Consider the following 25,003-nt stretch of genomic DNA (forward strand, 5'->3'; position numbering starts at 1 on the left):
GCCGCCGGTGTACGGCGACCCCGCACCCGATCCCCTCAGCCGGTGCAGTACTGCTGCTCCTTGCCGATCGACCGGTACATGCAGTCGGAATTTTCCAGGAGTTGCAGCACCGCGTCCCTGTTGCGGTTCGTCTCGCGCTCGATCACCTCGTCGGGCGGGTAGAAGCCGCCGCCGCCCGCGGACGACGGATACATCTCGAAGGTGTAGCTGAAGATCTTCTGGTTGCCCCAGAGCCAGTCGTTGATCGACCCGTCCGTGATGTAGAGGTCGCTGGACTGCTGCGGGGTGTAGCCGTTGCTCGCGGCCATCTTCCGGCCGATCGCGGCATGCGCGTCGCGGTCGTCCTGCGTGAGGCCGGGGCCCGTGTCGCTGTACGTGTAGCCGTACGGCCACAGGACCAGCTCGCTGTACGTGTGGAAGTCGATGGAGGCCTTGATCTGCTGCTTGCCGCCGACGACGCGGCTGCGCACGAAGTTGGAGACGACCTTCGTCTCGGGCGCCGACTCGGCGCTCGGGCCGCGGTAGGTCTCGGAGCCCGTGGAGCCGGACGAGCCGCCGCAGCAGCCCCAGCGGTAGGCCCAGTTGCGGTTCAGGTCGGTGCCGACGTTCGACGAACCGCTGTTGGGCTGGCGGTTCTTGCGCCAGCTGCGGTAGGAGCCGGTGGCGATGTCGTACTCGCCGCCGTCCGGGTTCAGGTCCGGCACGATCCAGATCTCGCGCTCGTCGACCATCTTCTTGATGCGGGCGTCCGTGCCGTAGTCGTCGCCGAGCTCGCGCAGCAGGTACAGCGCCATCTCCACGGTCAGGTGCTCGCGGGCGTGCTGGTGGTGGGTGAAGAGGACTTCCGGCTCCGCCTCGTCCGTGCCCACGTTGTCGCTGATCTTGATGGCGATGATGTCGCGGCCCGAGTAGGACTTGCCGATCACCCTCTTGCTCATCAGCGTCGGGTGGGCCGCGATGCGCTGGTCGATCTCCGCGTTCATCTCGGCGTAGTTGTGGTACCTCGCGTCGGCGGGCGGGAAGTCCTTGGCCTCCACCGGCTCGCCGTTCGTCCGCTTCGGGGGCCCGGCCAGGGGCTTGAGCTCGTAGCCCGCGTCCCGGAGCGCCGCGGCCTCGCGGCCGTCGGCCGATACGACCACCGCGCGGGCGTCGACCTCGTCGATGGCGACGCCGGTGCGGGCGATCGCGGTGCGGGCGGCGGGGTCGTCGCCGAGGGGGACCTCGTACTGGCGCGTTTCGTTGTCGGAGGCGGACGCGGTCGTGCCGCGTGCGCTGGACCCGGTGGTGTCCGGTGAGGCGTTGGCGGTGATGGGCGCCGCCACGGCGAGGGCGAGAAGGACTGCGAGGGCAGCGGATCTTCTGCCGCGTATGCGGAGTCGCATGAAGTCTCCTGGGGGTGGGGGATGGGTTCACTGCGACGCGTGCGGTGCGGGTTGCGCGGTGTGCTCTGCGGCGTGCGGGTTGCGCGGCCCCATCGTGGAGGTGTGGCATGCTCCGGTCAACGCTGTCTTCGGCCAACCCCTTGTGCCATGAGCCGCCATGCGGTTTCTTGATCGGCATGGCTGAAACGACAGGCAGTGACGCTGCCACGGGAGACGCGGCGCCCCGCATGCGCAAGGCGAGCTGGAAGTACGTCGGCCCCGGCATCGTCGTCGCCGCTACCGGCGTCGGCGCGGGCGACCTCGTCGCGACGCTCATCGCGGGCAGCAAATTCGGCTACACGCTCCTGTGGGCCGCGATCATCGGCTGTCTGGTGAAGATCTCGCTCGCCGAGGCGACGGGCCGATGGCACCTGGCCACCGGCCGCACCCTCTTCGAGGGCTGGCGCAGCCTCGGACAGTGGACCACCTGGTACTTCGCGATCTACGTCGTCGTCTGGGGCTTCGTCTACGGCGCCACGGCCATGTCGTCCAGCGCCCTGCCGCTCGTCGCGCTCTTCCCCGACGGGCCGAGCCTGAAGGCCTGGGCGATCCTGTGCGGCCTGCTCGGCCTCGCGTTCGTCTGGTTCAACCGGTACGCCGTCTTCGAAAAGGCCATGACGATCGTCATCGGCATGAAGTTCCTGATCGTCGTGTACGTCGCCATCCGCGTCGCCCCCGACCTCGGCAACGCCTTCGCGGGCCTGGTGCCCGCCCTGCCGGACGGTTCGCTGCTCTACACCCTCGGCCTGATCGGCGGTGTCGGCGGCACCATCACCATGGCCGCGTACGGCTACTGGGTGAACTCCAAGGGCTGGACCGACATCAGCTGGCTCAAGGTGATGCGGCTCGACAACCGCGTCGCCTACATCACCACCGGCATCTTCGTCGTCGCCATGATGATCATCGGCGCCGAGCTCCTGCACTCCACGAACATCGCCCTCACCTCCGGCGACCGGGGCCTGATCGACCTCGGTGACGTCCTGGAGGACAAGTTCGGCGCGGTCACCGCCAACCTCTTCCTGATCGGCTTCTTCGCCACGTCCTTCGGCGCGCTGATGGGCGTGTGGCACGGCGTGAGCCTGATGTTCGCGGACTTCGTGGAGCGGCTGCGGCGCGAGCGGGCGGGCGCGGGCGCGCCGGACGCGGGGGAGAGTGCCGCGGGCCCCGGGGGCGGCGACGAGATGGTCAAGGAGGTCGCGGCCGGCAAGCGGGAGAAGTCGGTGCCCTTCCGGGCGTACCTGCTCTGGCTCACCTTCCCGCCGATGGGCCTGCTCTTCCTGGACCAGCCGTTCGGCCTGGTCGTCGCCTACGGCGTGCTCGGCGCCTTCTTCATGCCGTTCCTCGCGCTGACCCTCCTGTGGCTGCTCAACTCCTCGCGTACGCCCAAGGAATGGCGCAACGGCATGCTGAGCAACGTGATGCTCGCCGCGGCCGGACTGCTCTTCCTCGTCCTGTGCGTGCAGCAGGTGCGCGACCTGCCCTGGTAGGCACCGTGACATGCGGCAGCGCCGCCGGGGGAGCGGCGGCGCTGCGGTCTTTCCGGAGTACCGGTTCTACGGGGTTGCGGGGCTGCCGGGGTTACGGCAGGCCGTGGACGTGCGGGCCCACCGCCTTGGACCAGGAGCTGCCGTCGGCCGCGTCCCAGTTCGTCGACCAGGTCATCGCGCCCCGGATGCCGGGGTACGTCTTGGACGGCTTGAAGGAACCGCAGCTCGTGCCCTTCGCCAGGCAGTCCAGGGCCTGGTTCACGACGGACGGCGAGACATAGCCTCCGCCCGCGGCCTTCGACGAGGCCGGGACGCCTATGCCGACCTGCGACGGGTCGAGGCCGCCCTCCAGCTGGATACAGGCGAGCGCGGTCAGGAAGTCGACCGAGCCCTGGTTGTAGACCTTGCCGTCACAGCCCAGCATCGAACCGCTGTTGTAGTACTGCATGTTGACGACCGTGAGGATGTCCTTCACGGCAAGCGCCGTCTTGAAGTACTCGCCCGACGTGGACTGCATGTCGATCGTCTGCGGCGCCATGGTCAGGACGAACCCGGACCCGGCCTTCCCGGCGAGCGACTTCAGCGCCTGCGACATGTACTCCGAGTGGAGCCCGTTCTCCAGGTCGATGTCGACGCCGTCGAAGCCGTACTCCTGCATGAGTTTGTACGCCGAGTCCGCGAAGGCGGTCGCGGACGCCGAGTCGGCGACCGACACCGCGCCCTTCTCGCCGCCGACCGAGAGGATCACGGACTTCCCGGCCGCCTGCTTGGCCTTGATGTCGGCCTTGAACTGGTCGACGGTGTAGCCGCCGAGCCCGGCCGAGTCGAGGTTGAAGGCGAGCTCGCCCGGCGTGCTCGTGGCGTCCGCGAACGAGACCGCGATGATGTCGTATTCGTCCTGTACGTCGCCCAGCTTCTGGACCGTGGCGCCGTTGTCGAAGTTCTGCCAGTAGCCGGTCACCGCGTGTTTGGGCACCGCGCGGGTGTCCGCGTCGGCGTTGTCGGCGCCGCCGGTGAGCAGGCCGGTGAGCGCGAGGGCGAGTGCCGTTGCCAGAGTGATGACGGGACCTGCCTTCCTGCGTGTCCTGCCGCGTGCGTGGTCCACTTCTGCCTCCGGTGGGGGGAGTTGGGGCATTCGGAGAGCTCTCACTTGGGGGGTTGCTGCCTGGTCCAGTGGTCGTACAAGCTGGTCCAGACCAATTGAGTTGTCAAGACCTCTGGCATCACCGGCACCCCGGCAGTCCGGCCAACCTCAATGTGAACAGTGGGAAGTTGGGTGTTGAGGTGGCGCTGACCTGGATATGGTGCTGAGGCAGAAGTGCAGGGAGACCGGGGGAAGACCGGGGGGTGTACGCATGCCGACCGCCATAGCCGTCACAGGCCCTGACCTGGTGCTGCCGTCGCCCGACCGGCACACCCCGTCGGCGGCCGTCCTGCAGAGCGCCGTCCAGTCGTCCCGGACGTACTCCCTGGACCAGGCGCTGACCGAGATGCACACGCTCATCGAGCACCACGGCTATGTGATCGTCCTGTGCCCCGCCTCGGCGCCGACCGCCGTCGTGCAGCGCATGCACGCGATCCGCTCCGTCCTGGAGAGCGACCGCATCGCGATCCTGCGCCCGGACCTGCCGCCGCTGGGCCTCGCCGTCCTCGCGCTCCAGCTCCGCCAGTTGTCGATCTGCGACTTCAGCCCCGGCGTGCTCGCATCGGCGGCCCGGCTCCTCTCCCACTACATCTACGCGGGCGCCCTGCTCGGCTCGGTGGCCAAGCTGGACCGGGTCCCCGTCAGCCTCCAGTCGCACGCCAAGTCATGGGTGCCGGGCGCCCAGTTCGCCGTGCTCGCCACGCCGCGCCCCCAGCTGATCAAGGTCGCGGGAGACGCGACGCTCTCCGGCCCCGGCTTCGGCACGAAGATGCTGTACGCCGCCGGGCAGCTGGGCCCCGGCTGGGTCACGGAGACGCTGGCTCCCGCGTGGCGGACCCAGGGGGTTTCGGAGACGCGGCTTCCGGGGGAGTCCGCGCGGTGGTGGGCGACGGGCAAGCTCGTCGAGTTCGCCGCGGCGATCCCCGACATCTCCGTGCTCTACCAACTGGTGTCCTCCGTCCGCCGCGACGACTGCCACTGGTGCGGCCTCGAACTCATCGGCGACCGCTGCGGCTTCTGCGCGGCGCCGCTCGCGCAGCCTCCCGAACGGGCGGCGCCGGCTCCCGCCGCTTCTGCTTCCGCCGCTTCAGCTCCCGCTGCTCCCGCTGCTCACGTACGAGCGCTTCCGCGAGGCGCGACGTAAGGCCCGGCCCCTTGACGTGCACGAACCCGAACTGAACGCGCACCACGCCGATCACTGTCCGTAGCCATCCGCACCCGATCGAGGTAGTCCGGTTCATGAACTCACGCCAGCGCCGCGGCGTCATCCTGCTGGTCCTGTCGGTCCTGGCCGCGTTCGGCGCGTTCGCGGGCGTCCTCTCGGTGATCCGGGACGTGAACTCGAAGGTGGGGCCCGAGGTCGCCGCGTACAAGCTCAAGGGGGACATAGCCCCGTACAAGGAGCTCAGCGCGGACCAGTTCGAGAAGGTCGAGATGCCCGAGCGGTGGCTCTCCGACAACGCGGTCACCGACCTCCGCCAGGTGCGCGGCAAGATCGCGGTGACGGAGCTGCGCAAGGGCTCGCTGCTCCAGACGGACATGATCGTCAACCGCCCCGAACTGGCGCCCGGCCAGCAGGAGATCGCCATCATGATCGACGCGGCCACGGGTGTCGCGGGCAAGATCACGCCGGGTTCGACGGTGAACATCTACGCCACCTTCAAGGGCGAGACCGACACCACCAAGGACCAGTCGAAGGTCATCGTCGAGTCCGCGAAGGTGATCGACGTGGGCAAGCTGACGGCACTCGACCCCGACCAGGACGACCGCAGCAGCCGTCGTACGGCGACGGAGGCGGTGCCGATCACGTTCGCCCTGGGCACGGCGGACGCACAGCGCGTGGCGTACGCGGAGTCGTTCGCCACGCACGTACGCCTCGCCCTGGTCGGCAAGGGCGAGGAGAGCAGCATCCCGCGGAGCGACCGGACGTACACACTCGACGAGGACAAGTAGGGGGCCGGGGATGAGGCTACGCAGGTTCGCTCCCGCGACGGGCAGCGGTTTTCGGGCGCCGCGTGATGTCGCTCCCGCGACGGGCAACCACTCCAGGGCGCCGCGTGGTGTCGTCCCTGCGACGGGCAGTGGCTCCGGGGCGCCGCTGCGCGGCGAGTCCCTCCCGCCCACCCGCCCGATTGCCCCGCGGTCGTCGTCGTTGTGCGGTGAGGGGTGTCTGTTCGGTTGGGTCGTGGTGCGGGGTAATCGGGCGGGTGGGCGGGAAAGGCCTGTTCGTCAGGGCAAGCTGCCGGGCAAGGCAACCCACGCCGCCCGCCCCACCGCAGGTGGACCCCCGCATCCGAACGCCGCCGCACGGCCCCGCCCCGCCGCAGGCGGAAGAGCCCTGCTGCCGAACGCCGCCGCAGGCAGGCCGGGAGGCGACCCCGTATGACGACCCGTATCCTCCCCGCCATCGGGGACATGGACGCCGCCCGCGCGCTCTCGACGCTCGTCGGGCAGCTGCCGGACGCCGAACCCGCCCTCCCCGTCGCCGACTCCACCCAACTGCTCGACCACCTGGCCCGGCTCGCCGCCGAGTCCCTGGACGAGTTGCCCGAAGTCGTCCTCATCCACGAGCGCATCGGCCCCGTCCCCGCCCTCGACCTGATCCGCGACCTCGTCCTGCGCTTCCCCGCGGTCGGCGTCGTCCTCATCACCGCCGACACCAGCCCCGGCCTCCTGACCGCCGCGATGGACTCCGGAGCCCGCGGCATCGTCGGCTTCCCGCTCGCCTACGACGCGCTGGCCGAGCGGGTGCACGCGGCGGCCGCCTGGTCGGCGGGGATGCGCAGGCACCTGGGCAGCGGGGGCATGGAGCTCTACGCGGGACCGGGGGAGACCCCCGGCGGCGGGCACGTCGTCGCCGTGAGCGGGGCCAAGGGCGGCGTGGGGACGACGCTCGCCACCGTCCAGCTCGCCCTCGCGGCCCGCGCGTCGGGCCGCACCGTCGCCCTCCTCGACCTGGACCTCCAGTCCGGTGACGTCTCCTCGTACCTCGACGTCCAGTTCCGCCGCTCGATAGCGGACCTGGCGGCGATCACCGACATCACGCCCCGGGTACTCCAGGACGCCGTCTACACCCACGAGACCGGCATCGGCCTCCTCCTCGCCCCCGGCGAGGGCGAACGGGGCGAGGAGATCACCGACAGGGTGGCCCGCCAGACCCTGGGCGCCCTGCGCAGCCGCTACGACGTCGTCCTCGTCGACTGCGGTACGTACGTCACCGGGGCGAGCGCGGCCGCCATCGAACTCGCCGACCAGGCCGTCCTCCTCGTCACCCCGGACGTCGTCTCCGTACGCGCCGCCAAGCGCATGGTCCGCCTCTGGGACCGCCTCCAGATCCGCAAGGCCGAGGAGACCCTCACGGTCGTCAACCGCCACGGCAAGGGCGCGGACATCCAGCCCTCCCTGGTCGAGCGGGTGACGGGGACGAGAGTGGCCCGTACGACCGTCCCCGCGAACTTCAAGGAACTCCAGGGCGCGGTCGACGCGGGCCGCATGCAGGACCTGGACAGCAAGTCCTCGGTCAAACAGGCGCTGTGGGCACTCGCGGGCGAGCTGGGCCTGGTCGACGCGGAGGCCTCCGGCGGCGGCAAGCGGGGCGGCGCACTGGCTCTCCGGAAGCGGGTCGGGGGAGACCGGGGCGCCGTCACTCTCGAATTCGCCGGCATGTTCCCGATCCTGCTCGCCGTGGTGGGCCTCCTGTGGCAGTGCGCCCTGTACGGCTACACGTTCTCCCTCGCCGGGAACGCCGCGGACGAGGCGGCGCGGGCGGCCACGGCGGCGTACGCGGTGGGCGAGGGCGGCGAGGCGGCGTGCGCGGCCGCCGCGAAGGAGCACCTGCCGTCGGCGTGGCAGGGCGCGACGGTGTCCTGCACGGACGACGGCACGGTGTGGAAGGCCCACGTGGACGCGGACGTCCCGCTCTTCTTCCCCGGCGTCGACACGGGGTGGAGCGTGAGCGGGGAGGCGGGGGCGGCGAAGGAGGGGGAGGACGGGTGAGGCTGCGGGGGGAGTTCCAGCCCGTCCGGCGTTTGAGGACGAACTCGGCGGAGCCGGTGACCGGGGGTGCGAAGCTGCTCCCGGGAGCGCGTCGGTCGCCGCGCAAGAACCCCCGCTGGAACGATCGCGGGGTATCCATGCTGGAGTTCGCCGGGTTTCTCCCGGTCCTGCTCCTCATCGGCCTCGCCGCCATCCAGCTGGGCCTCGTCGGCTACGCCGTCAACCAGGCCGGATCCGGAGCCCGAGCGGCAGCGCGCGTCGCGTCGCAGGGAGAGGGCGGCGAAGCAGCGGGCAGGGCCGCGATGGACGGGAACCTCGACGCGCAGGTCGCCCTCAGCGGCGGCGGCGACACGACCACGGCGGAGGTCACCGTCCAGGTCCCCACGCTCCTCCCCTTCGTGGACGCCGGCTGGTCCGTCACGAAGTCGGCCACCATGCCCAACGACGAGAACGAAGACGGGAGCTGAGAGAAGCAATGAGCCTCCGCGACCGCGTGGCGACCGCGCACGACCACGGCAAGGACAGCGGCCCGAGCCGCGACGACGGCCTCGTCGCCGTCTACCGCTCCAAGCTCCTCGAAGAGATCGACCTCGCCGAGATGTCGTCCCTCACCACGGCCGACCGCCGGGTCCGCCTGGAACGCGTCATGGGCCACATCATCAGCCGCGAGGGCCCCGTCCTCTCGACCTCCGAGCGCTCCCAGCTCATCCGCCGCGTCGTGGACGAGGCCCTGGGACTCGGCGTACTGGAACCGCTCCTCGCCGACGCCTCCATCACGGAAATCATGGTCAACGGCCCCGACTCGATCTTCGTCGAGCGCGCCGGACGCGTGGAACAGCTCCCCCTGCGCTTCGCGTCGAACGACCAGCTCATGCAGACCATCGAGCGCATCGTCTCCACGGTCAACCGCCGCGTCGACGAGTCGAACCCGATGGTCGACGCCCGCCTGCCGACCGGCGAGCGCGTCAACGTGATCATCCCGCCGCTCGCCCTCACCGGCGCCACGCTCACCATCCGCCGCTTCCCCCGCGCGTACACGCTGCACGAGCTCATCGGCCTCGGCTCGCTCGACGAGCACATGCTGCTCCTGCTCTCCGCGTTCGTACGGGCCCGCTTCAACATCATCGTCAGCGGCGGCACGGGCTCAGGCAAAACAACCCTCCTGAACGCCCTCTCAGGCCTCCTCCCGGCCCACGAACGCATCATCACCATCGAGGACTCGGCGGAACTGCAACTCCAGCAGGACCACGTGATCCGCCTCGAATCCCGCCCCCCGAACGTCGAGGGCAAGGGCCAGATCACCATCCGCGACCTGGTCCGCAACAGCCTGCGTATGCGCCCCGACCGCATCATCGTCGGTGAGGTCCGAGGCGGCGAGACGCTCGACATGCTCCAGGCGATGTCGACCGGCCACGACGGATCGCTCGCCACCGTCCACGCGAACACCGCCGAGGACGCCCTCATGCGCCTCCAGACCCTGGGCTCCATGTCGGAGGTCCAGATCCCCTTCGAGGCGCTGAAGGACCAGATCAACTCGGCGGTGGACGTGGTCGTCCAGCTGGCCAGGCTCGCGGACGGCTCCCGCAAGATCGCCGAGATCGTTCTCCTCGTGTCCCACGGCCGCGAGCAGTTCCGCATCGCCCCGGTGACCCGCTTCGTCCCGCGCCAGCCGGGCGGCGGCGGCCTCGACCGCCGCGTACACGGCTACTTCGAGCACCTGCCGCTGCCACGCTCCGTCGCCGAACGCCTCTACGTCGCGGGCGAACCGGTGCCACCCGGTTTCGGCGTGGCGCAGGCCATCGACGTACTGAACACGAGAGAGGCGATCGGATGAGTACGAGGTCGGGTACGCGGGCGGGCACGCGGGCGGGTACGAAGGCGAGCACGCGGACGGATACGGGAACGGCCGCGGGGGAGGCCACCGCCTGATGGAGAACCAAGCCGCCCTGCTGGCCCTCGGCGCCACGATCCTGACCGGCACGCTAGCCGTCGCGGGAGTCCACGCGTACGCCTCGGGCCGGGCCCAGCGCCAGGCCCTGGTCGACCGCCTGTCGATCGGCCCCGGCACGGGCGACGCCGGAGTCCGGGGCCGCCGCTTCGCGGCCGTCGACCGCCGCCTGCGCCGCACCCGCCTCGGCCGCTCCATCCACCTGCGCCTCTCGGCGACGGGACTCGACCTGACGGCCGGCGAGTTCTTCGTCTACGTCGTGGCGGTCGTCGCCGCGCTCTGGCTGATGGCGGCGGCGACCCTGGCCCCGTTCTTCGGCCCGATCGCGGGAGTGGTCGCCGTCTGGAGCGCGGTGGTGTTCCTCAACTGGCAACGCCAAAAACGCATCGAAGCCTTCATCAACCAACTCCCCGACGTGGCCCGCATTCTGGCGAACGCGACGGCAGCGGGCCTGGCCCTGCGTACGTCACTGGCCATGGCGGCGGAGGAGCTGGAGGCACCTGCGGGCGAGGAACTGTCGATGGTGGCGGACCAGTTGACGCTGGGCCGCTCGATCGACGACACCCTGGGCGAACTGGCCGAACGCCTCCCGTCCCGCGAGCTGATAGTGCTCGTGACCACCCTGATCCTCTCCAACAAGGCGGGCGGCTCGGTGGTGAATTCACTCCGGAACCTCACCCAGACCCTGGAGGACCGCAAGGAAACCCGCAGGGAGGTCCGCACGATGCTCTCGGAGGTCCACGCAACGGCATTCACGGTCCCGCTCCTGGGCCTGGGCTCACTGCTCCTGATCAATTCCTCCAATGAGGGAGCACTGGAGAGGGTGACGGGATCACCGGTGGGCCAGATGCTGATCCTGATCTCGCTGGGCCTGTACGCGGTGGGCTTCTTCGCGATCAGACGCTTGGGCAAGATCGAAGTCTAGACAGACCGAACAAGGCGGACGACCAAACAAAGCGGACGACCGAACAAAGAGAACCGGACAAAAAGAACCGTTCAAAGAGAACCGGATAGAGAGATGGAGAGGAGGGGGAGTCAAGATGCTGGCACTGGCCCTGGCAGTGGTGATGGGACTCGCCGTGGCGGGCATCTGCCAAGGCGTCCGCATGTACCGCGCGGAGGCGAAACTCCCCTCTGACCTGGCGATCGCCCTGGAGGTCGGAGCCACCCGCGTCTCGACGGCGGGCTCGGCGGTGGACCGCCTGGGCATGCGCTTCGCGCCGATGGTCCTGCGCCTGATGGGCCCCAAACGGGTGGACGCCAAGCGCCGCAGGATCGACATGGCGGGCAACCCGGGAGGCCTGACGATCGACCGCTATGCGGCGCGCAGGGCGGTCTACGGCATCTTCGGCGTCGTGATGGGCCTGGTCTTCCTCTCGAACGGCTCACCGCTCTTCGGCCTGCTCACCTTCGCCTTCGGAGTGACGGCGGCGGACGCGCTGATCTGGCAGGCGATACGGGACCGGCGCGAGGTCATCGACCGCACGCTGCCGGACTTCCTGGACGTACTGGCGGTGGTGGTGTCGGCGGGCCTCGGCTTCCGCCAGGCGCTGGACCGCGTGGCGGAGCGCTACGAGGGCCCATGGGCGGACGAACTGCGCATCACGCTCCGTCAGATGGACATGGGGGTCAGCCGCCGCCAGGCCTTCGACGAGCTGCGTCGCAGGAACGCCTCGGAGCAGGTCTCGCAATTCGTCTCGGCGCTCCAGCAGGGCGAGGAGCTGGGCTCGCCCATCGCGGAGACGCTCATCCAACTCGCCACGGACATGCGCCGCACGGACGCCCAGAACTCGCGCCGCAGGGCGGCCAAGACGATCCCCAAGGCGACGATGGTGACCCTGGTCTTCATGCTGCCGGCCACGATGATCCTCATCGCGGCGGGCATGTTCCTCGGGTCCGGCTCCGACTTCGGCTCGATTCTGGGGAAGTGAGGAGGTGGGGGTGCGGTGAACGCTGCGTCGGACCTCTCCGGGGGAGCCGGTATGAGAGCCGGTCTCAGGGCGGGCATCAGAGCGGTTATCAAGCCACTCCGCGAAACCTCTTCGCGGCTGCAACCTCATGTGGGACAGTCACTCGAAGGCCGGGAGGCGCGCAATAACCTCGGGGGTGGCCCCGATCGAGGCCTGCGGCCCCAACTGACCTTTGCAAAAGGCGAGTTCACGGTACTCAGGGGAGGGGATGTCGTGAAACGCATCGAGCCGCCGAAAGCCCGATCGAGAACCTCTGCCGCCCGCCTCCGGAGTGCGTGATGACCACGCCGCCGGGGAAGGGAACCCGCCAACTTGCGCGTCACAAACGGCAGTGGTTGCGGAGAGTGGCTGATGGGTCACATGATCTCGCGTACGTTGCCTATGACGACAGCGGCGTCGGAATTGGTCGCGCCAGTGGCGCGTTTGATGCGTTTCGCGGTGCGTGTATCGGGTGGGAGAGAAGGGGCCGTCGTGCTGAAAGATCGCGTACTCAGAGTCTGGGTCGACTGGACCGTAACCGTGACTTCCCGGGTTCGGGGGAGGGAGCGGGATGCGGGGGCTGGGTTTGTGGAGTATGCGGGGTTGATGATTTTGATCGCGGGGATCTACACGTTGATCGATCAGTTGGGGTTGGACGGCAAGATTTCGCAGGCAATCGGCAACGCAGTCAACGACGTGATCGGCGGCTGACGCTCAGCTGTATACAGAGTGACCGAGGGCAGACGCTCCCCATCTACATCTGGGTGACGGGGATTCTGCTCTTTGTTGCGTTTGCCTTCTTCGCGTTCGCTCAGGCTGCATCCGCTCGGAACGGCGCTCAATCCGCCGCTGATGCCGCAGCGCTGGCTGCCGCACAGGATGCCAGGGATGAACTAGTTGTCGGGCTGGAGGCGTCCATTGGCGAGGGCGATGACTGGCTCGACTGGCTGGGGGGTGACGAGTTCACCGGTGATGGCGCCGAGGGAGCGGCGCAGGCGCTGGCAGCCGACAACGACTCCTCTGTCATTGGGTTCGGGCCGGCCGAAGTGAACGGATACCCGGGTTTCCGGGCGAAGGTCGAGACCAACTACACGGTGGGTGACTCGATCATCCCGGGCACAGAGTCCAAGCATGCCCAGGCCGAAGCCGTCGCCATCATCAAGCCGCGCTGCGACGTTGATCCTTCGGCTGACCCGGAGAAGGTCATCGAATTCGACTGCGACGACGGCGACTCTTTCGAGATCGATCCCGATGACTTCGAACTGGATGACCTCCCGGACGCATCCACTCTCTTCTCCGTGCACTTGGCCGACTGATGAACGATCGACGAAAGAAGGAAGCCGTAGCGATGAACATTCGGCGCACCACGAAGGCCCGCAGGGCAATGACCGCTGTGGCGATCACGACTGGGCTGGTCCTCACGGTCGTCGGCTGCGGCGGCGGTGACGGTGGCGACAAGGAGAAGCCGGACAAGGACTCGTCTGCCTCAACGCCTGCCAAGGGTGGCGGCGATGAAGGGAATGACGATGCAGAGGAGCCTGCGGCAGGCCAGGCGTTGGCCGAGGTGAAGAGCAACGGCATCACGCTCACCGTGAGTTCGGCCGAACGTGATGAGGGTGGCTTCCTCACCATCAGCGGCAAGGTCACCAACGGCACTTCCGGTATCTGGGTCGCCAGTGAGTGGAGGAGCGACGAGAACGAGCTCAAGAAGAACGGTGGATCGTTGGCGGGTGCCAGCGTGGTCGACCAGGAGGGCAAGAAGAAGTACCTGGTGCTGAGGGATACAACCGGGCGGTGCTTGTGCACAAAGTTCGAGGGCGGGGTCAACGAGAGCCAGTCCGCTGATTGGTACGCCCAGTTTCCGGCTCCCCCGGAGGGGGCCACCAAACTCCAGTTCCAGGTTCCGACCATGCCCCCCGCGTCCATCGAACTAGCCGAGGGTGAGTGATCATGTCCCACCCACGATCACGCAGCCTCGCGACAGCCACCGTCACTCTCACGGCGCTGGTCCTCCTGACCGGCGCCCCCGCCTACGCGGACGACGACGACCCCAGCACACCCCCCGGCAGCACGACCACCACCCCGCCCCAGGAGGTCGACTCCAACAGCCCCGGCCTCAAGCTGGCCGACGGAGCGACCCTGGCCCCGGCGAAGGTTCTGGACATCAAGTCGGTGGTCGAGGACATGGGAGGTGAGGAGCGCCGCGAGGACACCAACACGGACGTCAAGTTCGCCCTCCAGGCCGAGGTCCTCTTCCCCAAGGACAGCAACAAGCTGAACCCCGAGGCGAACTCCCGTATCAAGGCGATCGCCGAGGAGGCGCAGGCCCAGAAGGCGACGAACGTCCGCATCTTCGGCTTCACGGACGACCTCGGCTCGTACAGCCACGGCAAGAAGCTGTCCCGCGAACGCGCGGAAGCCGTACACGACAAGATGGCCGGCTACCTGGGCCCGGAGGTCACGTACTCCGTACGCGGCTACAGCGAGGACTATCCGATCGCGGACAACGCCTCCGAGGAAGGCCGCAAGAAGAACCGCCGAGTCGAGGTGTCCTTCCCCAGGGGTGCCGGAACGGACGAGGGAACGGCTCCGTCCGGCAGCCAGGACTGATCTTTCAGTGGGCCTGTGACGTTGATCGGTTGCCGGGGCCGTCCGGTTCTCCCGAGATTGGCGGTTCCGGGCCGGGCGTAAAGGGCGCCCTTCGGGCGTCGGCTGCGCCGATTCCGCTGCGCTCCACCCTTGACACCCGCCCCTACACCGCGCGAGGGAAGACAACCGGACGGCCCGGGAGCGGGACTCTCGACCAGGGACGGCCCGTCCTCCGGTCGTCTTGTCGAGTGCGGACTGGTTCGTTTGGGGTGACCGTCAGAGGGTGAGGGGCGCGCGGCCGCTCCGGGGATGGGCACCGGTCTCGTCAAGCGGCTGCCGACCGGATCGTCGGGGGTGGCCGGGAGAGGTATCGGGGGTGGGAGGGGCATGGGATGCGGGGTCGGGGGCCCGTTGGGCCGGTCGGAGGGCGGATTGCAGGAAAGTCCCACGAAGAGGGGTGCTGGGAGTGATGAGGGGCGGGACTTTTGTGCAATCGGCTCGGAGGCCCAAGGGGGAGGACCTACTTGGCAAAGTTGTGTTCGGAGGGGATGGGGGCGCGCGTGTTGCGGGGTGCGCCTGCCCAGGGGGGCGGGGCGGGGCCGGGGGTGTAGTTGGAGCGCCGCAGGCTTACGGGGTGGGGCCCCAAGCTGGGGGCTGGGGGCCCGGTTGCGGTGGGTGTGGGGCGGTCTCGTTGGACTGACGGCGATCGGCGGTCGGCGGAGGGACGGTTGCGCGGTCGGTGACCAGCCACCCGGGCTGTCGGCGGTCGGACGGTCGCGCGGTCGGTGACCAGCTATCCGGGCTGTTGGGACTGTTGGGACTGTTGGGGCTGGTTGGGTTGTTGGGGGTGAAGGCGCGGTTCGTCCGGGGCGGCCCTTGCCTGCGTGCCGTCGTGGGCGGCGTCTTGCTGCGTGGTGTGGCAGCGGTTGCCGCAGCGGTCTTTCCTGCGCCGACGCGCTGGTCAGAGAGGCTGCGAGGGGGCTGCGCGATCATGTCGGTATCGGTCGCGTGCTGTGCGACGCGGCCTCGCCACGGGTGCCCGCAGTCGACGGCGGCCCCGTCCGCTCCCCAAGGCGGCCTGCGGGCGAACACCTAAGCCCAGGCAGGCGCATCGCGCCCTCCGTGCGCCCTCCTCCCCTCCGAACACAACTTTGCCAAGTAGGTCCTCCACCCCCGGCCTCCAAGTCGATTGCACATAGGCAAGGCAGCCTGCGGGCGAGCACTTGGGCCCGGGTGGGCGCATCGCGCTCTCCGTGCGCCCCTCTCACCCCGAAACGCAACTTTGCCAAGTAGGTCCTCTACCCCCGGGCCCTCCAGGCCGATTGCACGAAAGTCCCGCCCCATCACCCTCAGCGGCCCATCGCGTGGGACCTTCCTGCAATCCGCCCTGTGACCGGCCCAATCGGCCGCCCTTCCCCGCACTTCTCCGCCATGCTGCCGGTCGCCATTTCCCTCGTGCCGACACGGACCGCCGACCCCCGCACCCCATTGCCTCTCCCGGTCACCCCCGACGATCCGGTCGGCGGACGCTTGACGAGACCCGCGCCCATCCCCGGAGCCACCGCGCACCTCACCCTCTGGCGGTCACCCCGAACGAACCAGTCCGCACCCGACCGGAAAGTGGGATGGACTGCGGCCCTGGTCGAGAGTCCCGCTCCCGGGCCGTCCGGTTGTCTTCCCTCGCGCGGTGTAGGGACGGGTGTCAAGGGTGGAGCGCAGCGCAATCGGCGCAGCCGACGCCCGAAGGGCGCCCTTTACGCCCGGCCCGGAACCGCCAATCTCGCGAGAACCGGACGGCCCCGGCAACCGATCAAAGTCACAGGCCCAGACCGGCGTACCGCTGTTGCCGCGTCCGCGCACTGCTCCTCCTCCTACTCCTCCTACTCCTCGCACTCCCCGAACGCCTGCGTCACCGCCAGGCTGTCCTCGTATACGTGGTGGCGGGTGATGAGGCCGTTTTCCACCGTGAGGTGCAGCGCGAACCGTGCTCGGTACGGCTTGCCCGTCGGGCGGGCGGTCTGGCGGATCTCGCCGAGTAGTACGGCGTGGTCGCCGTCCACGAGGATGCGCTCGACCTGCGTCGCCGCCTCCCCGGCCACGTGGTGCTCGGCGAGTTCCCGGTAGTGGGCGGCGGCGTCGGCGCGGGTGGTGCGGTGGCGGATCCAGGGGGTGGCTGCGCGGCCGTGCTCGGACTCCGGCCAGTCCAGCTTCCAGTCGGCGTCATCGGCGTACAGCGCGGCGATGCGCTCGGGGTCGCCTTCGCCGATGCGGCCGAGGAGGTCCTCCACTACGGAGCGGGTGGTAGCGGTAGTGGTAGTGGACATGGGGTTTCCTCCGGGGCTGGCGGGTTCCGGCATGGCTCGTGGGCTCCGTCGGGCGTGCGTGGGGCGTGCGGCGTGGGGTGTGACGTGATTGTTGTTTGTGGGCGTGGCAGGCGGCGATTACCTCCCGAGTAATGGAGGTGAACCGTGACCCCGTGCGATGCGAAGATCGCCGCATGAGCAGTTTCGACGCACTTGTGGCGGAAGCGGAGTCGGCCCCCACCGAAGGCTGGGACTTCTCCTGGTTCGAGGGACGGGCCACGGAGGAGCGTCCCTCCTGGCGTTACGCCCACGCCATGGGAGAGCGGCTCGGGCACGCCACCGCCTCCCTCGACATCCAGACCGGCGGCGGAGAAGTCCTCGCCTCCGCACCCGCCCTCCCGCCGCTCGCCGTCGCCACGGAGGGGTGGGCCCCGAACGTCGCCAAGGCCACCGCCCTGCTGCATCCGCGCGGCGCGGTGGTCGTCGCCTCGCCGGAGGAAGCGCCGCTGCCGTTCGCGGCGGAGGCGTTCGACCTGGTCACCAGCCGGCATCCGGTGAAGGCAGACTTCGACGAGATCACGCGGGTCCTGCGCCCCGGAGGGACGTACTTCGCCCAGCACGTGGGCCCCGCCAGCGTCTTCGAGGTCGTCGAGTACTTCCTGGGGCCCCAGCCCGATTCCGTACGGAACGGACGCCACCCCGACGGCGAGCGCGCGGAGGCGGAAGCGGCGGGCCTGGAGATCGTCGACCTGCGTGCCGAACGGCTCCGGATCGAGTTCTACGACATCGGCGCCGTCGTCCACTTCCTGCGCAAGGTCGTCTGGATGGTGCCGGACTTCTCGGTGGAGCGATACCGCCCCCGCCTGCGGGAACTGCACGACCGGATCGAAGCGGACGGCCCCTTCGTGGCCCACAGCACACGACACCTGTTCCACGCCCGCAAGCCCTGACCCTGGGGGCCCGTACCAAAGGGCTCGCGGTCTACGCGTGCGCCCCCACCGTCACCTCGCCCACCACCAACTCCCCCCGCCCCTCCAGCACTTCCGCCACCCGCTCCACCTGCCCCGCAAGCTCCCTCTCCTGTGAGGCAGCCAGAGGGGACAGGGGCTCCACCGTGACCGTCACGCGGCGGCCGCTGCGGCGTTGGTGCCAGACGCCCGCCACGACTCCGTCGATCAGCAGTACGGGGAAGTTGCCCGCCTGGCCCCCGGACAGCGCCCTCTCGTAGGCCCGGCCGGGGAAGAGGCGGTCCCGCGGGTGGGAGGCGATCACGTACGCGTCGAAGTACGGGAGCAGCCGCACGCCCCGCACCAGCTCATCCGGGAACTCGGGGAACTCCGTGTCGCCCGCCGTCACCCACGCCCCCGGCTCCCCCTCCATCCGGACCTCCTCGATCTCCCCGTCGGCCGCGAGGGACGCGAACACCCCGTCCGCCCAAGCGCCGGGCGCCGCGGCCCACTTGGCGTACTGGCGGGGCGTCGCCGGGCCGTACGCGTACAAGAACCTCCGCACCAGGCGCCCCGTCGCCACCTCGGCGTCGAGCGGCGGCTCCCCGGTGGCCGGCGGGCGCGTGTACGTGACCTTGCGCCCCTGGTTCGGCGCGAAACACAGGGCCCCGCGGTGGCCCGCCAGATGCATGACCGAGCGCCAGCGCGGCCACATCCCCTGGAAGGCGGGCAGCACCAGATCGCCCGCCCAGGGCCCCGTACGCGCCACCACCTCGTCGCTGAGCTCGTCGATCGTCAGGCGGACCCCGTCCAGCGCGTCGCCGATCGCGCCCACGATCTGCTCCGTCTGGTCCGCGGTCAGCCGGTCGCCCGCCTTGAAGGGGCTGGGCTTGCCCGGGATCGCGGACAAGGCGCCGGTCCAGAGGGGGAGTTCGGCTACGGGCAGGAAGTGGATCGTGCCGCGCGGCCCGTACGTCTTGACCAGGCTCGGCTCCTCACCCCACAGCGCGTCGCGTACGTCATGCCGGGTCGCCCCGTCCATCCGCAGCCCCACCGACAGTTCCGCGGCGGACGACACCTGCGCCTGCGCGCCCAGCATCGCGGCGACCACCTCGCCGGGTCCTGCCTCGCCCGGTTTCGCCGGTGTCCGAAGGAACTGCCGGTCCATGCGGCGGGCGTTGGCGGCTCTCCACGTGACGGTGGCAGGGGCGCTCATCGGAGGTCTCCTTCGGTACTGTCCATCGGGTAAGTGGCTCTGCGGACACGAGGAGTGGACCATGCCGAAGACCGGCACGGAGGGCATTTCGGAGAGCGACAAGGAGAGCGGCAACGGGAGCGGCAACGGGGGCGGCGAGAGCAGCGGCAAGGACGGCAAGGCGATGTACGTCTGCGGTCTCGATGCCGCCGTCGACGTCGTCGGCGGCAAGTGGAAGCCGATGATCCTGTGGGCGCTCTACGCGGGCAGGACGCTCCGCTTCGGCGAGCTCCGTCGGCACATCGCCGGGATCAGCGAGAAGGTGCTCATCCAGCAGCTCCGCGAGCTGGAGTCCGACGGCATCGTGCACCGCGAGGTGTACCGGGAGGTGCCGCCGAAGGTCGAGTACTCCCTGACCCCGCTCGGCACGTCCCTGAACGAGGCGCTGGCCCCGCTGGGCGTGTGGGGCGACGAGCACATGGAGCAGCTCGTGGCCAACCGGCGGTGCAACAAGGAAGGCACGGCCGCCTGACGCAGGGTGACTGGTCACTGGTCACTGGTCACTGGTCACTGGTCACTGGTCACTGGTGAGCGGTGCCCCGACGGGGAAAGCGGGGCGATGGTTGCCCGGTCGAGCCAATCGTTAGCCAAGTGATCCCGGAACAGGTGGCGTTGATTCCGCATCGTTATCGGGACCGGCTCGATCTTGGCGCGTTCATCACGTAAGTTCAGACCAAGGCGAATTCGCGTGAGCAAAGCCACGTGTAGCGGTGCCGCGCGGTGGAGGGGGCTGCGCGGCCCCGCGCGCCACCTCACTTCCCGTCGAGGCCCCCGGTCTCACCGGTCCGCACCACCTCCACCCGCGCACCCCGCCGCACGCCCCACCGGGCCATCGCGCCGGCCTCCGCCTCCAGGACGTGCCGGGCCCGCAGCCGGGGTCGCCCGATCCGCCAGGGCCGCATCGTCCGCACGCAGAGAACTCGCAGCTCCCGGTCCAGGTGGGCCACGTCCACGGCGAACCGCATCCGCACCGTGTGCACGCTGTTCGCCGGACTCAGCAGCAGCGCCCCGGTCACTCCGTCCCGGCCGAGCAGCCCGCGCCGCCGCGCACCGGCGGAGTCCGCGATCTCCAGGGGGAGTGTCCGGCCGGACGGGAGCAGAAGCGTCGCCATGCGAGCCGAAGCTAGCGCCCCGCCCGCCCGCCGCGTCAAGCCCGCCCGTCTCTCCGGCCGTCCGGTCGTCTCCCCGGAGCCACCCGCCCCGCCAAGCCCGCCGCGTCAAGAAGGCGCCCCGCCCCCGTTCCCCCCAACGGGCGACCGCCGAACGGGGCCTAAATATGCCACCGGGGCCGAAATCCGGTGGGAGAACAGGGCCCCGGAGTCGTCAGGCGGTTTCGGAGAGTAGTTGTGGCACGCCGATGCGCGCAGCATCACTTACGAAGGGTTATGGTGGAAACCCCCCCTCGGGCCGGTCCATCTCCCCCCCATGGACCGGCCCGATTTTTTGTGCCCTGACGCCGGGCCCCCGCATCGCCCGCCCCGTGGCTGAGCCGAAGCCTCCGGATATGGTCAGGGACATGTCGAACCAGTTCCCCCCGCCGCCCCAGAACCCGCACGCGGGCCTGCCCGGCTATCCGGGCCCCGCGACGGCCCCCGCGACTGGCCCCGCGACGGCCCCCGCTTACGGCTTCGGACCGGTTCTGCCGCAGAAGATGCCGGGCGGCGTCCGTGCCGCACAGGTCATCATCTGGACGCTCTCCGGGATGTGCCTGCTCGGTTCCGTCATCGGCGGTGCGCTGTATGGACCGCAGACCGCGGGCGCGGTGCTGGGGAGCAACTTCCTTCTGATCCCGCTGTGCGTGCTGGCTTTCCGCTTCCACCTGCCCGGCAACGGGAAGCGTGTCGCGTCGATCGTGCTCAGCAGCGTGCAGATCCTGGTCGGGTTCGGCGCCCTGAGCCGGGGCGGCGGCCTCGGCGCGCTCATCCTCGTGGGCTGCTCGATCGCGCTGGTGATCATGCTCAGCCAGGGCTACGCCGGCGCCTGGTTCAAGCGGGGGCAGACCCCTGACCCGGCGCAATGGCAGGGTCAGGGGTACACCGGCTGAGGCGGTCCGCCGTCACTGTCCGAGGTAACCGTCCGGCGTGACTAGCCGTCGTAACGTTCCGGCGTGACTAGCCGCCGTAACCGTCCCGCGCGACGAGCCGCCGTAACCGTCCGGCGTGACTAGCCGCGTCCCGCCCAGATGTTGGTGCCCGGCGTGGACACCGCGAACGTGTCGATCTCGGTGAGCTCCTCGTCCGTGAGCTTCGGACCCGCGAGGGCCGCCACGTTCTCCTCCAGCTGCTTCACGCTGGAGGCGCCGATGAGCGCGGAGGTCATCCGCTCGTCGCGAAGGACCCAGTTCAGCGCCAGTTGCGCGAGCGACTGGTCGCGGCGGGCCGCGATGTCGTTCAAGCCATTGAGCCGGCGCACGACCTCGTCGCTCAGGAGGTCGGGGTCGAGCGACTTGCCCTGCGTGGCACGCGAACCCTCGGGGATGCCCTTGAGGTACTTGTTCGTGAGCAGCCCCTGCGCGAGCGGCACGAACGAGATGCAGCCCATGCCCGCGCTTTCGAGCGTGTCGAGCAGCCCGTCGTCCTCGGTCCAGCGGTTGATCATCGAGTACGAGGGCTGGTGGATGAGCGCGGGCACGCCCATCTCCCGCAGCAGGCGCGCCGCTTCGGCGGTCTGCTCGCTGTTGTACGAGGAGACACCCACGTACAGCGCCTTGCCCTGCTGGACCGCGGAGGCGAGCGCGCCCATCGTCTCTTCGAGCGGCGTCTCGGGGTCGAAGCGGTGCGAGTAGAAGATGTCGACGTAGTCCACGCCCATCCGCTTCAGCGAGGCGTCGAGGGACGAGAGCAGGTACTTGCGCGAACCCCACTCGCCGTACGGGCCGGGGTGCATGAGGTAGCCCGCCTTGGTCGAAATGACCAGTTCATCGCGGTACGGGGCGAAGTCCTGGGCGAACAGCTTGCCGAAGTTGAGCTCGGCGGAACCGGCCGGCGGGCCGTAGTTGTTCGCCAGGTCGAAGTGGGTGACGCCCAGGTCGAACGCGCGGCGCAGGATCGCGCGCTGGCTCTCCAGGGACTTGTCGTCACCGAAGTTGTGCCACAGGCCGAGGGAGACGGCGGGCAGTTTCAGGCCGCTGCGGCCCGTGCGCCGGTACTCCATGGAGTCGTAACGGTCCGCTGCCGCTTGGTATAGAGACGTGTCGTTCATGGGCACGAAACTACGCCAGCCCCGGATCTTGTGGGGCCCGGGCCCGCATCACCCGCGGGCGGAACCCCGGCCTCACAGCGGTAGGCTTTCGCCTTCGGGGACTGCCATCTGCACGGAGGGGCTGAAAGACCGTGAACCTGCGGGACAGGCTGCGCGGCCTGCTGGTCAGGCTGTACGCACGCCGGGTGGAAGGTCATCTGGACCACGACCAGGTGCCCAAGCACATCGGCGTCATCATGGATGGCAACCGACGCTGGGCCAAGGCCGCCGGATCCACCACCGCCCAGGGCCATCAGGCAGGGGCGGACAACATCGGGGAGTTCCTCGGCTGGTGCAGCGAGACGGACGTCAAGGTCGTCACGCTGTGGCTGCTCTCGACGGACAACTTCGACCGGCCCCAAGACGAGCTGGGTCCGCTCCTCGGCATCATCGAGGACACGGTCCGCTCGCTGGGCCGCGACGGCCGCTGGCGCGTCCACCACGTCGGCGCCACCGACATCCTGCCCTCGGGGATGCGCAACGTCCTCAAGGAGGCGGAAGAGTCCACGGCCCACGTCGACGGGATAGTGGTCAACGTCGCGATCGGCTACGGCGGTCGCCAGGAGATCGCCGACGCCGTCCGCTCGATGCTGCTCGACGCCGCCGACAAGGGGAAAACGCTCGAAGAGGTGGCCGACAAGGTCGACGTCGATCTCATCGGCAAGCACCTCTACACCAGGGCCCAGCCCGACCCGGACCTGGTGATCCGAACGAGTGGAGAACAGCGTCTGTCCGGCTTCATGCTCTGGCAGACGGCCCACTCCGAGTACTACTTCTGTGAAGTTTTCTGGCCGGCCTTCCGCAAGGTCGATTTCCTGCGCGCGCTGCGTGATTACGCGGCCCGGCACCGGCGTTACGGCGGCTGACACCCCCGGGGCGCACGCGAAGTGCCCATGTCGATGAGGTGTGGGTAACCCAGAGTTCACGGACGCGCCGTCATATGCCGTGGCATGGCTGCGCTTGTTCGAGGGAATAAGCCTTCCAGGTCGACATCCGATTCACGGATGTCGTATCTCAGCGGGCGGCATGGGGCCGTCCGCCCGGGAGGCCCTTTGCACCAGGACGACCGTGCGGTGAGTACGGGCGAAGCGGAGGGCCGGAGCTCGGCCCATGCACTGGGGTCCGAGACCGGCCCGGATTTCTCCCGGCATCCTTCCCGTCGCTCCCCGACCTCATCCGAGGGGGTACGTCCTTCCGTGGTGACCAGCACAAAGCGCCGCATGCCCGACAGGCGCACCTATGTTCTCGACACCAGCGTTCTGCTCGCAGACCCGAATTCCATGAACCGCTTCGACGAGCACGAAGTCGTGCTGCCCGTCGTCGTGGTCACGGAGCTCGAGGCGAAGCGGCACCATCCCGAGCTCGGCTACTTCGCCCGGCAGGCCCTGCGCCTCCTGGACGACTGCCGGGTCCGGCACGGTCGCCTGGACGCGCCGATCCCGATCGGCGAACTGGGCGGCACGCTGCGAGTCGAGCTCAACCACTCCGATCCCGGCGTGCTTCCGGCCGGCTACCGGTTGGGGGACAACGACTCACGGATTCTCGCCGTCGCACGCAACCTCCAGGCAGAGGGATACGACGTCACCGTCGTGTCGAAGGATCTGCCCCTGAGGATCAAGGCGTCCTCGGTCGGCCTCCTCGCGGAGGAGTACCGCGCCGAGCTCGCCATCACGGACTCCGGTTGGACCGGAATGTCCGAACTGACCCTCTCCGGCGAACAGGTGGATCTCCTCTTCGAGGAAGACACTCTGTATGTACCGGAGGCGGCGGACCTGCCCGTCCACACGGGCCTGACGATCCAGTCCGAGAAGGGCAAGGCGCTCGGCCGCGTCACGGCAGAGGGCAACGTCCGGCTCGTACGCGGTGATCGTGAGGCATTCGGTCTCAAGGGGAGGAGCGCCGAGCAGCGCATCGCGCTCGATCTGCTGCTCGATCCGGACATCGGCATCATGTCGATGGGCGGCCGTGCGGGCACCGGCAAGTCGGCTCTCGCGCTCTGTGCGGGCCTTGAGGCCGTCCTGGAGCGCCGCCAGCACCAGAAGGTGATGGTCTTCCGGCCGCTGTACGCGGTGGGCGGGCAGGAGCTCGGCTATCTGCCCGGCACCGAGGCCGAGAAGATGGGCCCCTGGGCGCAGGCGGTTTTCGACACGCTCGGCTCGGTGGCGGGCAAGGCGGTCATCGAAGAGGTGACGGCGCGCGGCATGCTCGAAGTGCTCCCGCTCACCCATATCCGCGGGCGCTCGCTGCACGACGCGTTCGTGATCGTCGACGAGGCCCAATCCCTGGAGCGAAACGTTCTTCTGACCGTTCTGTCCAGGATCGGAGCTAACTCCCGAGTCGTACTCACTCATGACGTCGCCCAGCGCGACAACCTCCGAGTGGGGCGGTACGACGGGGTAGTTGCCGTCGTCGAGAAGCTGAAGGGCCATCCGCTCTTCGCCCACGTCACGCTCACCCGCTCCGAGCGTTCGCAGATCGCGGCGCTCGTGACCGAAATGCTGGAGGACGGATCGATCTGAGCCAGTTCACCCTGGTTACGCGGTAGTTGGCGCCGCCCGGCGAAGCGAAGGAGCTTAGCCGGGCGGCGTCTTGGCGTCCGCCCTTTTCCGAAAAACTCCTGGGGCAAACGAGGTGTGAGCTTTCACACGGCACGGAGAATTGCCTTGCGGCGTCCGGCTGGGGCAGAGTCTGGGTCCTGTCAGGCCCCGCATGCGACACACGTGT

General features: G+C 69.2%; 23 protein-coding genes. 17 read left to right on the plus strand and 6 right to left on the minus strand.

All coding sequences use genetic code 11. The features are described from left to right. Positions 1 to 35: 35 nt before the first annotated feature. A complete protein-coding gene (locus ABZ906_RS24740; RefSeq protein ID WP_361386025.1) occupies positions 36 to 1,382 on the minus strand; it encodes a M14 family metallopeptidase in 1,347 nt (448 codons plus the stop codon). A 176-nt stretch (positions 1,383 to 1,558) separates the two neighbouring features. On the opposite strand from ABZ906_RS24740, the gene ABZ906_RS24745 reads away from it, so the two are divergent. Beyond that, complete coding sequence (locus tag ABZ906_RS24745; protein WP_361386028.1) at positions 1,559 to 2,908, plus strand: Nramp family divalent metal transporter; 1,350 nt, start codon at positions 1,559 to 1,561, stop codon at positions 2,906 to 2,908. Between the two features lie 91 nt (positions 2,909 to 2,999). On the opposite strand, the gene ABZ906_RS24750 is transcribed toward ABZ906_RS24745, so the two are convergent. Next, the gene (locus ABZ906_RS24750) at positions 3,000 to 4,013 is read right to left on the minus strand and encodes a chitinase (protein ID WP_361181935.1); all 1,014 of its coding nucleotides are present in this window, start codon (positions 4,011 to 4,013) and stop codon (positions 3,000 to 3,002) included. 250 nt (positions 4,014 to 4,263) lie between these two features. Between ABZ906_RS24750 and ABZ906_RS24755 the strand changes: the two genes are divergently transcribed. The 11 genes from ABZ906_RS24755 to ABZ906_RS24805 all read left to right on the plus strand — a co-directional run bounded on the left by ABZ906_RS24755 (position 4,264) and on the right by ABZ906_RS24805 (position 14,555). Beyond that, positions 4,264 to 5,196, plus strand: coding sequence for a hypothetical protein (locus ABZ906_RS24755; protein ID WP_361386031.1), 933 nt, complete (start codon positions 4,264 to 4,266; stop codon positions 5,194 to 5,196). Between the two features lie 95 nt (positions 5,197 to 5,291). Then, positions 5,292 to 6,005, plus strand: a complete 714-nt coding sequence (gene cpaB, locus ABZ906_RS24760; protein WP_361181931.1) for a Flp pilus assembly protein CpaB — start codon at positions 5,292 to 5,294, stop codon at positions 6,003 to 6,005. 429 nt (positions 6,006 to 6,434) lie between these two features. Beyond that, complete coding sequence (locus ABZ906_RS24765) at positions 6,435 to 8,048, plus strand: AAA family ATPase (RefSeq protein WP_361386034.1); 1,614 nt, start codon at positions 6,435 to 6,437, stop codon at positions 8,046 to 8,048. A gap of 137 nt (positions 8,049 to 8,185) precedes the next feature. Next, complete coding sequence (locus ABZ906_RS24770; protein WP_361386036.1) at positions 8,186 to 8,515, plus strand: TadE/TadG family type IV pilus assembly protein; 330 nt, start codon at positions 8,186 to 8,188, stop codon at positions 8,513 to 8,515. A gap of 8 nt (positions 8,516 to 8,523) precedes the next feature. Then, positions 8,524 to 9,882 (plus strand): CpaF family protein, encoded by a 1,359-nt coding sequence (locus ABZ906_RS24775; protein WP_361181927.1) that lies wholly within the window; start codon positions 8,524 to 8,526, stop codon positions 9,880 to 9,882. A gap of 94 nt (positions 9,883 to 9,976) precedes the next feature. After that, positions 9,977 to 10,921: a type II secretion system F family protein gene (locus ABZ906_RS24780; protein WP_361386039.1), complete on the plus strand. Its 945-nt coding sequence runs from the start codon at positions 9,977 to 9,979 to the stop codon at positions 10,919 to 10,921. Positions 10,922 to 11,036: 115 nt separating this feature from the next. Then, entirely contained in the window at positions 11,037 to 11,927 is an 891-nt protein-coding gene (locus tag ABZ906_RS24785; protein WP_361181923.1) for a DUF5936 domain-containing protein, read from the plus strand. 510 nt (positions 11,928 to 12,437) lie between these two features. Further along, entirely contained in the window at positions 12,438 to 12,656 is a 219-nt protein-coding gene (locus ABZ906_RS24790) for a hypothetical protein (RefSeq protein WP_361386755.1), read from the plus strand. Positions 12,657 to 12,667: 11 nt separating this feature from the next. Continuing rightward, positions 12,668 to 13,261, plus strand: coding sequence for a pilus assembly protein TadG-related protein (locus ABZ906_RS24795; protein WP_361386758.1), 594 nt, complete (start codon positions 12,668 to 12,670; stop codon positions 13,259 to 13,261). A gap of 32 nt (positions 13,262 to 13,293) precedes the next feature. Continuing rightward, positions 13,294 to 13,893: a hypothetical protein gene (locus tag ABZ906_RS24800; protein ID WP_361386761.1), complete on the plus strand. Its 600-nt coding sequence runs from the start codon at positions 13,294 to 13,296 to the stop codon at positions 13,891 to 13,893. Between the two features lie 2 nt (positions 13,894 to 13,895). After that, entirely contained in the window at positions 13,896 to 14,555 is a 660-nt protein-coding gene (locus ABZ906_RS24805; RefSeq protein WP_361386042.1) for an OmpA family protein, read from the plus strand. A 1,859-nt stretch (positions 14,556 to 16,414) separates the two neighbouring features. Here ABZ906_RS24805 and ABZ906_RS24810 read toward each other — a convergent pair. Further along, a complete protein-coding gene (locus ABZ906_RS24810) occupies positions 16,415 to 16,858 on the minus strand; it encodes a nuclear transport factor 2 family protein (protein ID WP_361386045.1) in 444 nt (147 codons plus the stop codon). 173 nt (positions 16,859 to 17,031) lie between these two features. Here ABZ906_RS24810 and ABZ906_RS24815 point away from each other — a divergent pair, with 173 nt between their 5' ends. Next, entirely contained in the window at positions 17,032 to 17,787 is a 756-nt protein-coding gene (locus tag ABZ906_RS24815; RefSeq protein ID WP_361386048.1) for a methyltransferase domain-containing protein, read from the plus strand. A gap of 31 nt (positions 17,788 to 17,818) precedes the next feature. On the opposite strand, the gene ABZ906_RS24820 is transcribed toward ABZ906_RS24815, so the two are convergent. Continuing rightward, a complete protein-coding gene (locus ABZ906_RS24820) occupies positions 17,819 to 19,000 on the minus strand; it encodes a winged helix DNA-binding domain-containing protein (RefSeq protein WP_361386051.1) in 1,182 nt (393 codons plus the stop codon). A 163-nt stretch (positions 19,001 to 19,163) separates the two neighbouring features. Here ABZ906_RS24820 and ABZ906_RS24825 point away from each other — a divergent pair, with 163 nt between their 5' ends. Further along, positions 19,164 to 19,511, plus strand: a complete 348-nt coding sequence (locus ABZ906_RS24825) for a helix-turn-helix domain-containing protein (RefSeq protein ID WP_361182488.1) — start codon at positions 19,164 to 19,166, stop codon at positions 19,509 to 19,511. Positions 19,512 to 19,791: 280 nt separating this feature from the next. On the opposite strand, the gene ABZ906_RS24830 is transcribed toward ABZ906_RS24825, so the two are convergent. Continuing rightward, positions 19,792 to 20,151 carry a DUF192 domain-containing protein gene (locus ABZ906_RS24830; RefSeq protein ID WP_361386054.1) on the minus strand — a complete coding sequence of 120 codons (360 nt, stop codon included), beginning with the start codon at positions 20,149 to 20,151 and terminating at the stop codon, positions 19,792 to 19,794. A gap of 404 nt (positions 20,152 to 20,555) precedes the next feature. Between ABZ906_RS24830 and ABZ906_RS24835 the strand changes: the two genes are divergently transcribed. Continuing rightward, positions 20,556 to 21,083: a hypothetical protein gene (locus tag ABZ906_RS24835; protein WP_361386057.1), complete on the plus strand. Its 528-nt coding sequence runs from the start codon at positions 20,556 to 20,558 to the stop codon at positions 21,081 to 21,083. Between the two features lie 119 nt (positions 21,084 to 21,202). On the opposite strand, the gene mgrA is transcribed toward ABZ906_RS24835, so the two are convergent. Beyond that, positions 21,203 to 22,240, minus strand: a complete 1,038-nt coding sequence (mgrA, locus tag ABZ906_RS24840; RefSeq protein ID WP_361181910.1) for an L-glyceraldehyde 3-phosphate reductase — start codon at positions 22,238 to 22,240, stop codon at positions 21,203 to 21,205. Positions 22,241 to 22,371: 131 nt separating this feature from the next. Between mgrA and ABZ906_RS24845 the strand changes: the two genes are divergently transcribed. Next, positions 22,372 to 23,145 (plus strand): isoprenyl transferase, encoded by a 774-nt coding sequence (locus ABZ906_RS24845; protein WP_361386060.1) that lies wholly within the window; start codon positions 22,372 to 22,374, stop codon positions 23,143 to 23,145. Positions 23,146 to 23,475: 330 nt separating this feature from the next. Next, on the plus strand, positions 23,476 to 24,798 hold the full coding sequence (locus tag ABZ906_RS24850) for a PhoH family protein (RefSeq protein WP_361181906.1): 1,323 nt from the start codon (positions 23,476 to 23,478) through the stop codon (positions 24,796 to 24,798). The last annotated feature ends 205 nt before the right edge of the window (positions 24,799 to 25,003 follow it).

The sequence above is a fragment of the Streptomyces sp. NPDC046925 genome, from assembly GCF_040644915.1.
Lineage (GTDB): Bacteria > Actinomycetota > Actinomycetes > Streptomycetales > Streptomycetaceae > Streptomyces.

Bases quoted from the DNA above. Each gene is read 5' to 3' on its own strand.
- ABZ906_RS24770 (WP_361386036.1), top strand. From the start codon at position 8,186: ATGCTGGAGTTCGCCGGGTTTCTCCCGGTCCTGCTCCTCATCGGCCTC.
- ABZ906_RS24800 (WP_361386761.1), top strand. From the start codon at position 13,294: ATGAACATTCGGCGCACCACGAAGGCCCGCAGGGCAATGACCGCTGTG.
- ABZ906_RS24805 (WP_361386042.1), top strand. From the start codon at position 13,896: ATGTCCCACCCACGATCACGCAGCCTCGCGACAGCCACCGTCACTCTC.
- ABZ906_RS24810 (WP_361386045.1), bottom strand. From the start codon at position 16,858: ATGTCCACTACCACTACCGCTACCACCCGCTCCGTAGTGGAGGACCTC.
- ABZ906_RS24740 (WP_361386025.1), bottom strand. From the start codon at position 1,382: ATGCGACTCCGCATACGCGGCAGAAGATCCGCTGCCCTCGCAGTCCTT.
- ABZ906_RS24785 (WP_361181923.1), top strand. From the start codon at position 11,037: ATGCTGGCACTGGCCCTGGCAGTGGTGATGGGACTCGCCGTGGCGGGC.
- ABZ906_RS24755 (WP_361386031.1), top strand. From the start codon at position 4,264: ATGCCGACCGCCATAGCCGTCACAGGCCCTGACCTGGTGCTGCCGTCG.
- cpaB (WP_361181931.1), top strand. From the start codon at position 5,292: ATGAACTCACGCCAGCGCCGCGGCGTCATCCTGCTGGTCCTGTCGGTC.
- ABZ906_RS24835 (WP_361386057.1), top strand. From the start codon at position 20,556: ATGTCGAACCAGTTCCCCCCGCCGCCCCAGAACCCGCACGCGGGCCTG.
- mgrA (WP_361181910.1), bottom strand. From the start codon at position 22,240: ATGAACGACACGTCTCTATACCAAGCGGCAGCGGACCGTTACGACTCC.
- ABZ906_RS24745 (WP_361386028.1), top strand. From the start codon at position 1,559: ATGGCTGAAACGACAGGCAGTGACGCTGCCACGGGAGACGCGGCGCCC.
- ABZ906_RS24765 (WP_361386034.1), top strand. From the start codon at position 6,435: ATGACGACCCGTATCCTCCCCGCCATCGGGGACATGGACGCCGCCCGC.
- ABZ906_RS24775 (WP_361181927.1), top strand. From the start codon at position 8,524: ATGAGCCTCCGCGACCGCGTGGCGACCGCGCACGACCACGGCAAGGAC.
- ABZ906_RS24825 (WP_361182488.1), top strand. From the start codon at position 19,164: ATGTACGTCTGCGGTCTCGATGCCGCCGTCGACGTCGTCGGCGGCAAG.
- ABZ906_RS24830 (WP_361386054.1), bottom strand. From the start codon at position 20,151: ATGGCGACGCTTCTGCTCCCGTCCGGCCGGACACTCCCCCTGGAGATC.
- ABZ906_RS24820 (WP_361386051.1), bottom strand. From the start codon at position 19,000: ATGAGCGCCCCTGCCACCGTCACGTGGAGAGCCGCCAACGCCCGCCGC.
- ABZ906_RS24815 (WP_361386048.1), top strand. From the start codon at position 17,032: ATGAGCAGTTTCGACGCACTTGTGGCGGAAGCGGAGTCGGCCCCCACC.
- ABZ906_RS24780 (WP_361386039.1), top strand. From the start codon at position 9,977: ATGGAGAACCAAGCCGCCCTGCTGGCCCTCGGCGCCACGATCCTGACC.